12 protein-coding genes are annotated in these 13,694 nt (G+C 72.2%); 5 read left to right on the forward strand and 7 right to left on the reverse strand.

Features of this window, described 5'->3' with window-relative positions; all coding sequences use genetic code 11:
* Positions 1-2: 2 nt before the first annotated feature.
* From IEY73_RS06680 to IEY73_RS06695, 4 genes are read right to left on the reverse strand one after another with little or no spacing between them, the layout of a single operon-like run.
* Positions 3-1,076, reverse strand: a complete 1,074-nt coding sequence (locus IEY73_RS06680) for an ABC transporter ATP-binding protein (protein ID WP_189078193.1) — start codon at positions 1,074-1,076, stop codon at positions 3-5.
* Positions 1,073-1,867, reverse strand: coding sequence for an ABC transporter permease (locus IEY73_RS06685; RefSeq protein ID WP_189078380.1), 795 nt, complete (start codon positions 1,865-1,867; stop codon positions 1,073-1,075). The genes IEY73_RS06680 and IEY73_RS06685 overlap by 4 nt, the downstream gene beginning before the upstream one ends.
* On the reverse strand, positions 1,864-2,643 hold the full coding sequence (gene modA / locus IEY73_RS06690) for a molybdate ABC transporter substrate-binding protein (RefSeq protein ID WP_189078194.1): 780 nt from the start codon (positions 2,641-2,643) through the stop codon (positions 1,864-1,866). The genes IEY73_RS06685 and modA overlap by 4 nt, the downstream gene beginning before the upstream one ends.
* 45 nt (positions 2,644-2,688) lie before the next feature.
* Positions 2,689-3,087 (reverse strand): TOBE domain-containing protein, encoded by a 399-nt coding sequence (locus IEY73_RS06695; protein WP_189078195.1) that lies wholly within the window; start codon positions 3,085-3,087, stop codon positions 2,689-2,691.
* A gap of 168 nt (positions 3,088-3,255) precedes the next feature.
* Here IEY73_RS06695 and IEY73_RS06700 point away from each other — a divergent pair, with 168 nt between their 5' ends.
* Positions 3,256-4,248, forward strand: coding sequence for a hypothetical protein (locus tag IEY73_RS06700; protein WP_189078196.1), 993 nt, complete (start codon positions 3,256-3,258; stop codon positions 4,246-4,248).
* Between the two features lie 36 nt (positions 4,249-4,284).
* Here IEY73_RS06700 and IEY73_RS06705 read toward each other — a convergent pair whose 3' ends face one another.
* The 3 genes from IEY73_RS06705 to IEY73_RS06715 all read right to left on the reverse strand — a co-directional run bounded on the left by IEY73_RS06705 (position 4,285) and on the right by IEY73_RS06715 (position 8,998).
* Complete coding sequence (locus tag IEY73_RS06705) at positions 4,285-5,829, reverse strand: GGDEF domain-containing protein (RefSeq protein WP_229715628.1); 1,545 nt, start codon at positions 5,827-5,829, stop codon at positions 4,285-4,287.
* Positions 5,830-5,899: 70 nt separating this feature from the next.
* Positions 5,900-7,213 (reverse strand): multidrug effflux MFS transporter, encoded by a 1,314-nt coding sequence (locus IEY73_RS06710; protein WP_189078198.1) that lies wholly within the window; start codon positions 7,211-7,213, stop codon positions 5,900-5,902.
* Positions 7,214-7,441: 228 nt separating this feature from the next.
* Entirely contained in the window at positions 7,442-8,998 is a 1,557-nt protein-coding gene (locus IEY73_RS06715) for a ricin-type beta-trefoil lectin domain protein (protein WP_229715629.1), read from the reverse strand.
* Positions 8,999-9,256: 258 nt separating this feature from the next.
* Between IEY73_RS06715 and IEY73_RS06720 the strand changes: the two genes are divergently transcribed.
* The 4 genes from IEY73_RS06720 to IEY73_RS06735 are packed head-to-tail and all read left to right on the forward strand — an operon-like array spanning position 9,257 to position 13,693.
* The gene (locus tag IEY73_RS06720) at positions 9,257-10,426 is read left to right on the forward strand and encodes an NAD(+)/NADH kinase (RefSeq protein WP_189078199.1); all 1,170 of its coding nucleotides are present in this window, start codon (positions 9,257-9,259) and stop codon (positions 10,424-10,426) included.
* Positions 10,423-10,569, forward strand: coding sequence for a hypothetical protein (locus tag IEY73_RS06725; RefSeq protein WP_189078200.1), 147 nt, complete (start codon positions 10,423-10,425; stop codon positions 10,567-10,569). Before IEY73_RS06720 ends, IEY73_RS06725 begins: the two co-directional genes overlap by 4 nt.
* 1 nt (position 10,570) lies before the next feature.
* Complete coding sequence (locus tag IEY73_RS06730) at positions 10,571-12,229, forward strand: NAD(P)/FAD-dependent oxidoreductase (protein WP_189078201.1); 1,659 nt, start codon at positions 10,571-10,573, stop codon at positions 12,227-12,229.
* Entirely contained in the window at positions 12,230-13,693 is a 1,464-nt protein-coding gene (locus IEY73_RS06735; RefSeq protein WP_189078202.1) for a sensor histidine kinase, read from the forward strand.
* The last annotated feature ends 1 nt before the right edge of the window (position 13,694 follow it).

Consider the following 13,694-nt stretch of genomic DNA (forward strand, 5'->3'; position numbering starts at 1 on the left):
GATCACGGTAGCTGCGGTCCTGCCGCGCCCGCCGGATAGGCATCGGTCTCGGTGGCCTTGACCGCGGCCCACACCGCACGACCCGGCTCCAGACGCAGTTGCACCGCCGCTGCGGCGGTCACGTCGGCGGCCACCACGACCGGCCCGGACAACTCGATGCGCAGGGCGTCGCCGTGCCGGGCGACCGAGGTCACGGTGGCCGGCCAGGTGTTGCGGGGGCTGCCCGCGGGCTGCTCGGCGAACAGCGCCACCGCGGACGGCGGGAACGCGACGAACACCTCACCGCGGTGCGGGGTGCCCACCCGCAGGGTGAAGCCGCCGGGCAGACGCACCGCGGTGCCGTCCGCGCGCCCCCGGTACAGGTTCAGGCCGACCAGCCGGGCGACGTAGTCGGTGCGCGGTCGGCTGGTCAGCGTGGCCGCGTCGGCGGCCTGCACGACCCGGCCGTCCTCGACCACGATCAGACGGTCGGCCAGCATCATCGCGTCCAGTGGGTCGTGGGTGACCAGGATCGTGGCCCCCGGATGGCCGGACAGATGCCCGCGCAGGTGGGCGCGCGTCTCCAGCCGGGTCCGGGCGTCCAGGGCGGCCAGCGGCTCGTCCAGCAGGAGCAGCCGCGGCCCGGTCGCCAGGGCGCGTGCCAGTGCGACGCGTTGCGCCTGGCCGCCGGAGAGCTGACGAGGCTTCTTGCGCCCGTGCTCGGCCAGTCCCACCCGTTGCAACCAGTCCCGTGCCACGGCGCGCGCCTGCGCCGTCGAGGCACCCCGGCAGCGCGGGCCGAACGCCACGTTGTCGATTGCGGACAGATGCGGGAACAACAGATATTGCTGAAACACCACGCCGATGTGGCGGCGCTCGGGCGCGACGAACCGTCGGTGCCCGTCGTCCAGGGTCTCGCCGCCGACCACGACATGACCGTCGTCCAGGCCCCGCAGCCCGGCGATGGCCCGCAGCGCGGTGGTCTTTCCGGCGCCGTTGGGGCCTAGCAGGGCGACCACCTCGCCGGGGTCGGCGGTCAGCCGGACATCGAGCGTGAAGTCGCCCCGGCGGACGACCAGGTGCGCGTCCAGGCTCATCCGGCGCCGCCCAGCCAGCGGTCGCGCAGCCCGGCGAGGATCGCCACCGAAACCGTCAGCAGCACCAGACTGAGCACGATCGCCGCGTCCACATCTTGTTCCAGAGCCAGGTAGACGGCCAGCGGCATGGTCTGGGTGCGGCCCGGGAAGTTGCCCGCGAAGGTGATGGTGGCGCCGAACTCGCCGAGCGCGCGCGCCCAGCAGAGCACCGCACCGGCCGCCACGCCGGGCGCGACCATGGGCAGCGTGACCCGGCGGAAGACGGTCCACCGCCCCGCGCCCAGGGTGGCTGCGGCCTCCTCGTAACGGGTGTCCGCCGCACGCAGCGCGCCCTGCACGCTGATCACCAGGAACGGCATCGCCACGAACGCCTCGGCGACCACCACCCCGGCGGTGGTGAACGGCAGGCTGACGCCGAACGCCGCGTCCAGCGGCCCGCCGACCAGCCCGCGCCGCCCGAACACCAACAGCAGCGCCACGCCGCCCACCACCGGAGGCAGCACCATCGGGACGGTGACCAGCGCGCGGACCAGTCGCCGCCCGGGGAACGAACCACGCGCCAGCAGCCACGCCAGCGGCACGCCGAACACCAGGCACAGCACCGTGGCCAGGGTGGCGGTGGTCAGCGACAGGCGCAGGGCGGCCAGCACGGCCGGTTCGGCGAGCCTGCGCGGCAGCGTGGCCCACGGCGCGCGGACGAGCAGCCCGAGCAGCGGTAACACCAGGAAGGTGAGCCCGGCCACCGCCGGCACGCCCAGGGCCAGCGGTGCACGGCGGCGGGTCCGGTTCAGGGTCGTTGGAATCCGGCCGCGGCGAGCGCGGCACGGGCCGGCTCGCTCCGCACGTACGCGACGAAGGCCGCGCCGCCGGACGGGTTGGGCGCGGCGCGCAACGCCACGATCGGGTAGTCGTTGATCGCGCTCGCCGATGCGGGGAACTCGATGCCGTCCACGTCGCCCGCGGCCCGCACGTCGGTGCGATAGACCAGCGCGGCATCCACCTCGCCGAGTTTCACCTTGGCCAGCGCCGCCTTCACATCCTGCTCCTGTGACACCGGCGTGACACGGACCCCGGCGGCCCGCAGCGCGCGCTGCGCCGCGGCGCCGCACGGCACCTGAGCGGCGCACAGCGCCACCTTCCGGCCCGGCGAGGCGAGCTGGTCCACGGTGGAGATGCCTTGCGGGTTGCCCTTGGGCACGGCGATGACGAGCTGGTTGCGGGCGAAGGTGACCGGCTTTCCCGCCGCGTCGCCGGCGTCGGTCACGGTGGTCATGGTGTCCGGGTTGGCCGAGGCGAACACGTCGGCCGGCGCGCCCGCGGTGATCTGCTGCGCCAGGCCGGAGCTGCCGCCGAAGGAGAAGCGCACGGTGGCACCGGGATGCGCCCGGTGGAAGGCGGCGCCGATGCGGGTGAACGACTCGGTCAGCGACGCGGCGGCGAGCACGGTGACGGTGCCCGCAACCGGCTGCCCGCTCGGTGTGCCGCCGGCCGTGTCGTGGTCGGCCGGACCGCCGCACCCCGCCACGACCGCGGTCGCCAGCAGGGTGACGAGTAGCCTGCGCCCCATCCGTCCCCTCCTCATCCGCGCCCCCTCCTCATCCGCGCCCGGTCCTCATCCGCGCCCGGTGCGCTCGACCACGACGGTGGTGGACTTGATCACCGCGGTGGCCCGCGAACCCACCTCCAGGCCGAGGTCGTCGAGCGCCTCCCGACTCATCAGCGACACCAGCCGGAACGGGCCCGCCTGAATGTCCACCTGCGCCATCACCGTGTCGCGCGCGATGGCCGTGACGATGCCGGGCAGCCGATTGCGCGCGGACGAGTGAGCGCTCCCCGGCTCGGCGTCGTCACCGAGCGACCGGGCGAAGGCAGCCAGGTCCGCGCCCGCGATGCTGCGGTGCCCCTGGGGATCGCGGCCGGCGTCGAGGCGTCCGGCGTCAATCCAGCGCCGCACGGTGTCGGCGGAGACGCCGAGCACCGCGGCGGCTTCCCCTATCCGGTACGCGGTCACGGCCAACACCATACTCGTGGATGCGATGCATTGGGCATCCTTGGCATCGCACTTGCACCACTATTGCTGATATGAATGCCGCATGTGCGGTTCACTTCCGGGCTCCCGGCCGTCCTCGATCGGGCGCGGCAGGTGCGGACCACGCCTCGCCGGGGTACGGGAGACCACATGAGCCTGAGCAATGGTCGGCTGGGCCTGGAGGACCCGGTTCGCGCCCCAGCCACGCGCGCCGTCCCGCTACCGCGCGCGGCGGCGCCACCCCGCGGCGACGCGGATCTTCCGCGGTACCTGCGGGAGCTGACGCACCTCGCGGACCGCGACGGCCTCGAAGCGGCGCACGCCGGATGCGCCGTCGCGATGGCCGAGGCCCGCCGGTGCGCCGACCCGTCCGCGCTGGCCGCGGCGCACTCCTTGCGGGCGTCGGTGGCGCGCCGCCGCGGGGACCTGCGAGCCGCCGGGCACGATGCGACGACCGCCGCGGACCTGCTGGATGCGGCCGGCGCCGGGGACCGCGAGGACGCCGCGATGCTGCTGCTCGCGCGTCGGCTGGCGGTGCTGCTGGACATCGGCGACGTGGCCACGGCCGAGACCCTGATCGACCGGTCGGGCGGCGCGCCGGACGACTCCCCGAGTGCCCTGACCCTGCGCTATGCGCGGGGCCTGCTGCACGCCGCCGCGGGCCGCCCGGGTGAGGGGGTGTCCGAGCTGTTCGCCTGCGGTGAGCGGCTCGGCGCGCGCGGGACGGATCATCCGCTGGTGCTGCCGTGGCGGTCCGCGGCCGCGCGGATCCTCGCCGGCATCGGTGCCGCGGAGGCGGCGTCCCGGCTCGTCGACGAGGAGATCGCGCTGATCCGGCGCGGCGGCACGCGGTCGGCTCTCGGGCGGGCGCTGCGCATCCGGGCGATGGTGCGCACCGGCTCCGATGCGCTGACACTGCTTGACGAATCGGTGCGGCTGCTGGCCGCCACGCCGCGCCGCTTCGAGTATGCCCAGGTTCTGGTGGATCAGGCGGTCCTGCTCACCGCCGCGCGCCGCCGGCCGCAGGCGCGCCGGCAACTGCGCGAAGGGCTGGCCCTGGCGCGTAGGTGTGGCTCGCCGGCTCTCGAAGAGCGCGCCCGCACGGCCTATGCGGCGGCCGGCGGCAAGCCCCGCCCTGCATAGGAGAGGCTGGCTCAAGCATCCCGGAGGCGACACCGCTCAGGCGACGAGCCGGTCCCGTCCCTGGCGTTTCGCGGCGTAGAGCTGGTGATCGGCCCGGTCGAACAGGTCCGCTCCGGTCATTCCCTCGGTGTAGACCGCGGCGCCCATGCTGAGCGTCACCCGCAAGCCCGGCGCCAGGTCGTTCCAGTTCCACCGCACCACGACCCGGCGGATGCGCTGCGCGATGACCGTGGCCGCGGTCAGATCCGCGTGCAGGAAGAGGGCGAACTCGTCGCCGCCGAACCGGACCGCGGTCTCGCCGCGGCGGCAGTGCGAACTGAGGATCTCCGCGACCGCGGTCAGCACGCCGTCGCCGACCCCGTGTGAATAGGTGTCGTTGATGGTCTTGAACCGGTCGACGTCGACCAGAATCAGGGCGGTGCCGTGACGCAGCGCGCCGAGCCGCTGGTCGAAGGTGCGGCGGTTGCCGAGGCCGGTCAGCGCGTCGGAGGCCGCCACCCCTTCGGCCATCTCGCGGGCCAGCTCCAGCTCGGCGCGGCGACGGGCCTGCTGCAGCATCAGCCGCCGGTCCAGCCGCTGCCGCCACAGATGCGACACCTGCTGCTGCAACGCGGCGAGCATGGTCGTGGTGGCCTCGCCGGGCGTCCGTGCGGCGGCCAAGGTGGCCAGCTCATGGTGGATGATCAGTCGCTGGCCTGTCTGCTCGGCGAGTTGCTCGGCGGCGACGAACTCTCGATGTGCGCCGGCGAGGTCGCCGAGGTGCCGCAGCGCGGATCCGTGCGCCAGATGCAGCAGGCGCGCCTCGTGGATCTGACCGGCCTCGCGCAGCGGCAGCAGGCTGCGGTCGACCAGTTCCAGCGCCTCCCGAGCCCGGCCGGTGCGGGCCAGCCCGAGGGCGAGCAGCGCGGCGCCGAGCGGGGTGTCCGGGTGGCGTTGCCGGTACGCCGTCAAGATAGCGACGCTGCGGTTGAGGCGCAGCCATGCCTCGTCGGCGCGGCCCACCTGTTCCAGCCGCAGCCCCCACTCCAGCAGCATCTCGGCGTGCTGAAGCTGGCCCGCGGACCGGAACAGGTCGTCCACGGCGAGCGCGTCGGCGGCTTGGCGTGCGCAGTCGTCGGCCAGTTCGTAGAGGTCGGCGGCCTGCGCGGCGTCACCGACCGAGCACAGCGCGGAGAAATATCGCAGGCTGCCGCGTGGCGTCGTCTCCAGCGCCGCGGTGGCGCGGGCCAGCCAGTGCAGCCCCTCGTCCACCCGGCCGAGCCGGATGAGCAACTCGGCCAGGTCGGCCTGGGCCTTCGCGGCGCTGGCACGCGGGCCGGTGCCCTGCCGCCGCTCGGCCAGCTCGTGAGCGATCACCAAGGCCTCGTTGAGCCGGCCGAGCGCGAGCAACGCGTACATCCGCCCCTGGCGGGCCACCATCGCAACCTGCCGGTCCCCGAGGATCGCCGCGACCGCTTCGGCCTCGTCGGCCAGGCGCAGCGCCTCCCGGTGGTGACCGTTCATCGTCCGGTCGTGCACCCCGCGACCCAGGTCGGTGAACACGCCGTACGGGTCGACGGGCACCGGCAGTCGGGAGGTCACGGCCACCATCATCGTCCATGACGGGCACCGGTTGAGGGCTCGCGCCCGATCGGGGCGACGGGGAGCCCGGTCAGTGCGCCGCGGCCACCGCCGGTGCCGACGCGTCGTCGGTCAGCGCCGAGGGCCGCACCACGAACAGCAGCACCGCGACCGCGGCGAGCATGCCACCGGCGATCACCGTGGCCATCGCGGTGGCACCGGTGCCCAGGGCGCCGACCAGCGGCGCGGCGACCGCACCCACGCCGAACTGCACCGCGCCGAGCAGCGCCGCTGCGGTGCCGGCGGCCTCGCCGTGCCGGGACAGGGCCAGCGCGGGCGCGTTGGGCAGGGCCAGCCCGGCCGAGGCGAGGACCAGCCACAGCGGCACCAGCACGCCCACGATGCCACCGGCGCCGGTGGCCGCCACCGCCACCAGCGCCAGACCCGCGACGCTGCCGGTGGCGAGCGCCAGGGTGAGCACCCGGGCCGGGCTCAGCCACCGCAACAGGCGCACGTTCAGTTGGGTGGCGGTGATCAGGCCGACCGCGCCCGCCCCGAACACCAGCCCGAACTGTTGCTCGTCGAGACCGTAGTGCTCCTGAAAGACGAACGAGGAGCCCGCCACGTAGGCGAACAGGGCCGCCATCGCCAGGCCGGCGACGAGGATGAGTCCCACGTAGGCCCGGTCGGTGAGGAGGCGGCCGTAGTCGCGGATCGTCCCCACCACCCCGCCGTTGCGGCGACGGGTGGCCGGCAGCGTCTCCGGCAGGGCCAGCGCGGTGGTGGTCCAGATGGCGACGCCGAAGATCGCGAGCACCACGAACACGCCGCGCCAGGACGTCACGCCCAGCACCAGGCCGCCGAGCGTCGGGGCGAGGATCGGCGCGGCGCCCATCACCAGCATCAGCCGGGACAGCAACCGGGCCGCCGCGAGGCCGGTGAACCGGTCGCGCACCACGGCCATGGCCACCACGGCCGCCGCAGCCGCCCCGAGCCCCTGCAAGACGCGCAGCGTGCCGAGGGCGACCAGATTGGGCGCCACGGCGCTGAGCAGCGACGCCGCGATGTGCACCGCGACGCCGGCCAGCAACGGACGCCGCCGGCCGAGGGCGTCGGACAACGGGCCCACGAGCAGTTGACCGACCGCGAGGCCGACGAGCGTGCCGGTCAGCGTGAGCTGTGCGGCGGCGGCGCTGATCTGCAGGTCGTCGGTGATCGAGGGCAGCGACGGAAGGTACATGTCGATGGTCAGTGGACCGATCGCGATCAGGAAACCGAGCACCAGGACGAGGCGCACGGCAGGCGTGGTCGGCGTGGTCGCAGCCGGTGTCGCGGCCTCCGGGATGGCGGCGGGTGGCGGACTGTCGGTGTCGGGCCCGATGAGTCGTTGTGGCGCTTGCGTCATGAGGGCCCCCAGTGTCGTCGTCCGTGCCGATGCGGTCAGCGTCCGGCACGGGTACGACAAGTTTCGCCCGCCGCGGGCCATTCCCCGCCGCCGATGATGGTGGGTGCCGTCACAACATGCCGGACGGCCATCTCGGCGACATCCGGAGGGCCACCTCGGCGACGCGACGGACCGCCGGCCGTTGCACGGCCGGCGGTCCGGAGGAGCGATGTCAGGCGGCGCGGGCGACTATCCGCGGTGCCACTTCTGGTTCGCGGTGCCCGCGCAGTCCCAGAGCTGCACCTTGGCGCCGTCGTTGCCGTTCCAGTCCTTGATGTCCAGGCACTTGTTGGCCTGCGGGTTCACCAGGTCGCCCGCGGCGCTGAGCACCCACTGCTGTGCCGGGTTGCCGCTGCACGTGGCGATCTGAATGATCGCGCCGTTGGCGGTCGAGCCCCACGGCACGTCCAGGCACTTGTTGTTGCTGGTCTGCAGGGTGCCGTTGACCGCGTTCCACTTCTGCGCGCCGGTGCCGTTGCAGCCCCACATCTGGACCTGGACACCGTCGGAGAAGTTGGAGCTGGGCACGTCCAGGCACTTGCCGTTCCAGTCGCTGATGACGGCATTGCCGCCACCGCCGCCGCCCCCACCGGTGGTGGTCAGGGTGAGGCCGAAGGCGCCGAGGATCTCGTTCACCGGCTGGAACCACATGGTGCCGCCGGACGTGCAGTTGCCGGAGCCGCCGGAGGTGACGCCCTGCGCCTGGTTGCCGGAGATCCACGAGCCGCCCGAGTCACCCGGTTCGGCGCAGGCGTTGCTGCGGCTGAGGCCGGAGACCGCGCCCTGCGAGTAGTTGACGGTCTCGTTCTTGCCCAGCAGGGTGCCGCAGCGCCAGCCGGTGGTGCGGCCGGACCGGCAGATGGAGCTGCCGATCGCTGCCTCCTGCGAGCCGCTGACCAGCACGTTGCCGCCCTGGTAGTTGTTCACCCACGGCTGTGGGGTCCAGTTGCTGTTGGTGCGGATCCACGAGTAGTCGTTGCCGGGGAAGGACGATCCGGCGAACGTGCCCTGGGCGACGTTGTTGTAGCCCAGGGTCGGGCTGCCGGTGCCGCCGCAGTGCCCGGCACTGACGAAACCACCGGAGACCGCGAAGCCGACCGAGCAGAGCGTGTTCCCGTTGATCACGTACTGGTCGCCGCCGCGGATGTCGTACATCGTCTTCGGCTGCTCGGCGAGCGTCTGCACGGTGATCGACCCGGCGCCGCTGGCCTTCGCGAACGCCTTCGCCTTCGCCTCCGCCCCGGGCTTGGCGTTGATCACCACGCTGTTGCTCTTCGGGTCGACGTACCAGCTACGGACCGCGTCGTCGGCCTTCTTGCTGTTCTTGTCCAGCTTCGCGCGATCGGCGTTCAGGTCGCTCTCGCCCCGCTTGACCAGCTTCGCGTCGGCACCCGCGGCGCGGACCTTCGCGGCGTCCTTGGCGCTGGTCACCGCGACGGTCAGCCGGGCGCTGCCGTCGGGGATCCAGGCACCGCCGAACTTCTTTCCGAGCTGCTGGCGCAGCCGCTTCTCGACCACCGGAGCGGCCGCTTCGGTGCGCAACCGGGTGGCGATCTCTTTGTCGTCCATGTGCAGGTCGCGACGCATCGCGGCGAGCATGCCGGGCGCCATGTCGAGTGTGGTGACGGCGGGGGCGGATTTCGCCGGGTCGGGTTTGTCGGCGGCGAAGCTCACGAACGGCGTCATGCCGACGGCGGCGAGGGCCACCGCGCCGACGACGATCGCCTTGACGGGCGGGCGAGGCATGAGAGGGGTCCTTTCCAAGGCACGCCTCGCGGCGCGTGCGGCGATGCCGGACGCGTCATGCGGACGTGCTGACGGGGATCAGCGGGGGACGGAGAGCGCTCTCGCGATCGGAGTCTCTCGATCGCCTGTAACACTGTCAAGAAAGTTCAGAGAAGCTTGCACTTTTCTCTCCGCCGGTACCGGTTCCGGACGGTACACACGGCGCAGTCGCCACTGGCGCGTCGGCGTGCAAGGCTGAACGGCGGCGGAGGGGGATTCATGGGAATGGTCAAGGTGGTCGGCCTGGTGCTGCACCCACGGCGCGACTGCGGGGCGGCGATCGAGGCCATCGTGCGGTGGGCGGCGGAGCGCGAGGTGACCGTGCTGGGGCTGCACGACGAGATCGATCGGATCGACTGCGCGGCCGAGCCCGTCTCCACGGCGGACATGGTCGACCGCGCCGGGCTGCTGGTAAGCCTCGGCGGCGACGGCACCATGCTGCGCACCATGCGCCTCGTGGAGGGTCGCAAGACCCCGGTGCTCGGGGTGAACGTGGGCCGCCTCGGCTTCCTGGCCGAGGTCGACCTGCCGGATCTGAGCACCGCGCTGTCGGCGATCGACCGGCACGACTTCATCATCGAGTCGCGCACCGCGGTGCGCGCCGTGCTGCCGGACGGCGAGGAGGTGTCCGCCTTCAACGACATCGCCATGGTCCGGGTGCCCGGCGACGGGCTGGCCGCCGTCGGCATCACCGTGGAGGGCAGCAACTTCGTCAACTACGCCGCGGATGCGGTGATCGTGGCCACCCCGACCGGCTCGACCGCGTACAGCTTCTCGGCGGGCGGACCGGTCGTCTCGCCGAACGTCGAGGGCCTGCTGGTCAGTGCGGCGGCGGCGCACTCCTCGTTCAACCGTTCGCTGATGCTGTCGGTGGACGAGAAGTTGCGCCTGGACGTGCTGCCCAGCAGCGGACGACTGGCGGTCGAGGTGGACGGCATCATCCAGGGGTACGCCAACCCCGGCGACCAACTGTCCATCCTGCCGATCCGCTCGGCCGCACAGGTGATCCGGTTCGGGCGGTCCACCTTCTATGAGCGCGCCCGCCGCAAGCTGCGCGTCGAGGGCAGCGCCCAGGTCGGCGTGCCGGACTTCGCCGAGGCGGTGGTGGTGGACAGCTTCGAGCAGTCACGGTACGAAATCCTGCTCGGCGGGGACGTGGCCGGCCGGCTCTATTACCACCGCGACGGCACCGACGTGGAACTCGCGCACACCGAGATCGACCAGGCGTTCGAGGGCCGGGGACTGGGCGGCCGGCTGGCGACCGCCGCCCTGGAGGACGCCCGCGCGCGGGCCACCCCGGTGCGGGTCAGTTGCCCGTTCGTCCGGGGCTATCTGCAGCGGCACCCGGAATATCACGATCTGCTGGCGAACAGGGAGATGTTCGGATGACCGCTTCGCTCTGCACCCACCTGGACCAGGCGCACGAGGTGGAGCCGTCCGGGCCGGGAGAGGACTGGTGGTGGTTCTACTTCGATGAGGTGACCTTCCGCGTCGGCGGGACGCCCTCGCACTCGTACCGCCGAGGTAGATGACATGGGCCATGCCGCGATCCTCACCGTCGATGACGACCCTTCGGTGTCCCGGGCCATCGCCCGCGACCTGCGCCGCCGCTACGGCGAGCAGTACCGGGTCATCCGTGCCTCCGCGGCCGCCGACGCGTTGCAGGCGCTCAAGGAGATCAAGCTGCGCGGCGGCCGGGTGGCGGTGATGCTTGCCGACTACCGGATGCCGCAGATGAACGGCATCGAGTTCTTGGAGCAGGCGATGGACCTGTTCCCGAACGCGCGCCGGGCGCTGCTCACCGCGTACGCGGACACCGACGCCGCGATCCGGGCGATCAACGTGGTGGACGTGGACCATTACCTGCTGAAGCCCTGGGACCCGCCGGAGGAGAAGCTCTATCCGGTGATCGACGCCCTGCTGGACGCCTGGCAGGCCACCGGCGACCGGGAACTGGAAGACATCCGGGTGGTCGGGCACCGGTGGAGCGAGCCGTCGTACCAGATCCGCGACTTCCTGGCCCGCAACCTGGTGCCGTACCGCTGGATGACCAGCGACGGTCCGGAGGGCCGTCGGCTGCTGGAGGCGGCCGGATGCGGCCCGGAGGCCATCCCCCTGGTGGTCACCGCCGACGGGCGGGCGATGGCCCGGCCCAGCAACCAGGAGGTGGCCGAGGCGGCCGGGTTGTCCACCGCACCGGGCCGAGACTTCTACGACCTGATCATCGTGGGCGGTGGCCCGGCGGGTCTGGGCGCCGCGGTCTACGGCGCGTCCGAGGGCCTCAAGACGCTGCTGGTGGAGCGGCAGGCGATTGGCGGGCAAGCCGGGCAGAGCTCCCGGATCGAGAACTATCTCGGGTTCCCGGACGGGATCTCCGGCGTCGACCTCACCACCCGCGCGCGCCGCCAGGTGGGCAAGTTCTCCGCCGAGGTGCTCAACACCCGCGAGGTGGTGGGGATGCGCGCCGACGGCTCCGCGCGCACGCTGCGCTTCGCCGACGGCGGCGAGGTCTCGGCGCACGCCATCGTGCTGGCCACCGGAGTCGCGTACCGGCCGCTGCCCGCCGAGGGCATTGCCGCGCTCACCGGGTCCGGCGTCTACTACGGCTCGGCCGCCACCGAGGGCCCGTCCTGCTCAGGCGAGGATGTCTACATCATCGGCGGGGCCAATTCCGCAGGTCAGGCCGCACTCTTCTTTTCCCGGTACGCGCGAAGCGTCACCCTGCTGGTCCGCGGCGACTCGCTGGAGTCGTCGATGTCCTTCTACCTGATCCAGCAACTGACCCAGACCGGCAACATCTCGGTGCGTACCCGAAGTGAAGTTGTCGCCGCGCACGGCAATGGCCATCTGGAGGCCATCACCATCTGCGATGGTAAGGATGCGACGCAGTCCACGGTCGGGTGCGGATCGCTGTTCGTCTTCATCGGCGCCGAGCCGCGCACCGACTGGCTGGGCGACGCGGTGGCGCGTGACGAGCGGGGTTTCGTCTTCACCGGCCCGGACCTGCTGAGCAACGGAAACCGGCCGGCGGGATGGGATCGCGACCGCGATCCGTTCTACCTGGAGTGCAGTGTTCCCGGCATCTTCGCCGCCGGCGATGTCCGGGCCAACTCGGTCAAACGGGTGGCCTCGGCGGTCGGCGAGGGCGCGATGGCCGTCACGCTGGTCCATCGGTACCTGGAGGCACAGTAGATGACTGACACCGACGAGGTGCGGCTCGAACCCTGCGAGCCGGGCACGTTGACGCCGGACGAGCTGCGGACACTCTTCCTCTTCGAGAAGCTCACCGAGGAACAACTGCGGTGGATCGCCGACCACGGCTGCACCCTGCACGCCCCCGCCGGGTCGCTGGTGCTGCGCGAGGGCGAGCCGGCCGAGCAGTTCTTCGTCCTGCTCAGCGGCACGATCGCGCTCACCCGCCGGGTCGGCCGGGACGACGTGCAGACGGTACGCACCGAGCAGCGCGGCGTGTACATGGGCGCGACGCAGGCGTACCTGCGCGACGACGGCGTCCCGCGCACCTACCAGGCGACCATGCGTGCCCTCGACGACGCGGACTTCTTCGTGCTGACCTCGGAGGAATTCGGCACCCTGATGCGCGAGTGGTTCCCGATGGCGATCCACCTGCTGGAGGGGCTGGCGCTGGGCATGCGCAGCTCCCAGGCGGCGATCGGGGAACGGCAGCGCCTGGCCGCCCTCGGCGCCCTGTCCGCGGGGTTGATGCACGAGCTCAACAACCCGGCTGCGGCGGCCTCGCGGGCCACCGGTTCGCTGCGGCAGCGGGTCGCCGGGATGCGCCACAAGCTCGGCATGCTGGCCGTCGGGAAGGTGCCCGCGGCCCAGTTGAACGCCCTGGTCGCGCTGCAGGAGGAGGTCATCGAGCGGGCCGCCAAGGCGCCCGCACTGACCGCCATGCAGGCCGCCGACCGGGAGGACGAACTGGGCGAGTGGATGGCGGACCACGGCGTCACCGGGAGCTGGGACCTGGCGCCCGTCTTCGCGCAGGGCGGCCTGGACATCGACTGCCTCACCGACATCGCGCAGAAGGTGGACACCGGCCTGCTCGACCAGGCGGTGCACTGGCTCGGGTACGCGTTGGAGACCGAGCAGTTGATGACCGACATCGAGGACGCCACCAGCCGGGTCTCGTCGCTTGTCGCGGCGGCCAAGCAGTACTCGCAGATGGACCGGGCGGCGCATCAGTGGATCGACGTGCACGCGGGGCTGAAGAGCACCCTGGTGATGCTCCACCACAAGATCGGCGACGGCGTGCAGGTGGTCAAGGAATTCGACCGCAGCCTGCCGGAGATCCCCGCCCACCCGGCGGAACTGAACCAGGTGTGGACCAACCTGATCGACAACGCGGTGCAGGCGATGCAGGGCGCGGGGACGCTCACCGTGCGGACCTACCGCGAGGACGACCACGTGGTGGTGTCCATCGGGGACACCGGTCCGGGCATCCCGGACGAGCTGAAGAAGCGGATCTTCGAGCCGTTCTTCACCACCAAGCCGGTCGGCGAAGGCACCGGCCTGGGCTTGGACATCTCCTACCGGATCGTGGTGAACGGGCACGGCGGCGACATCACGGTGTCGTCGCAGCCCGGTCACACCACGTTCGCGGTACGGCTGCCGACCCAGGAGCCGTCCTCCGCCTGAC

Origin of the sequence: Mangrovihabitans endophyticus, assembly GCF_014646155.1 — a bacterium.
GTDB lineage: Bacteria > Actinomycetota > Actinomycetes > Mycobacteriales > Micromonosporaceae > Actinoplanes > Actinoplanes endophyticus.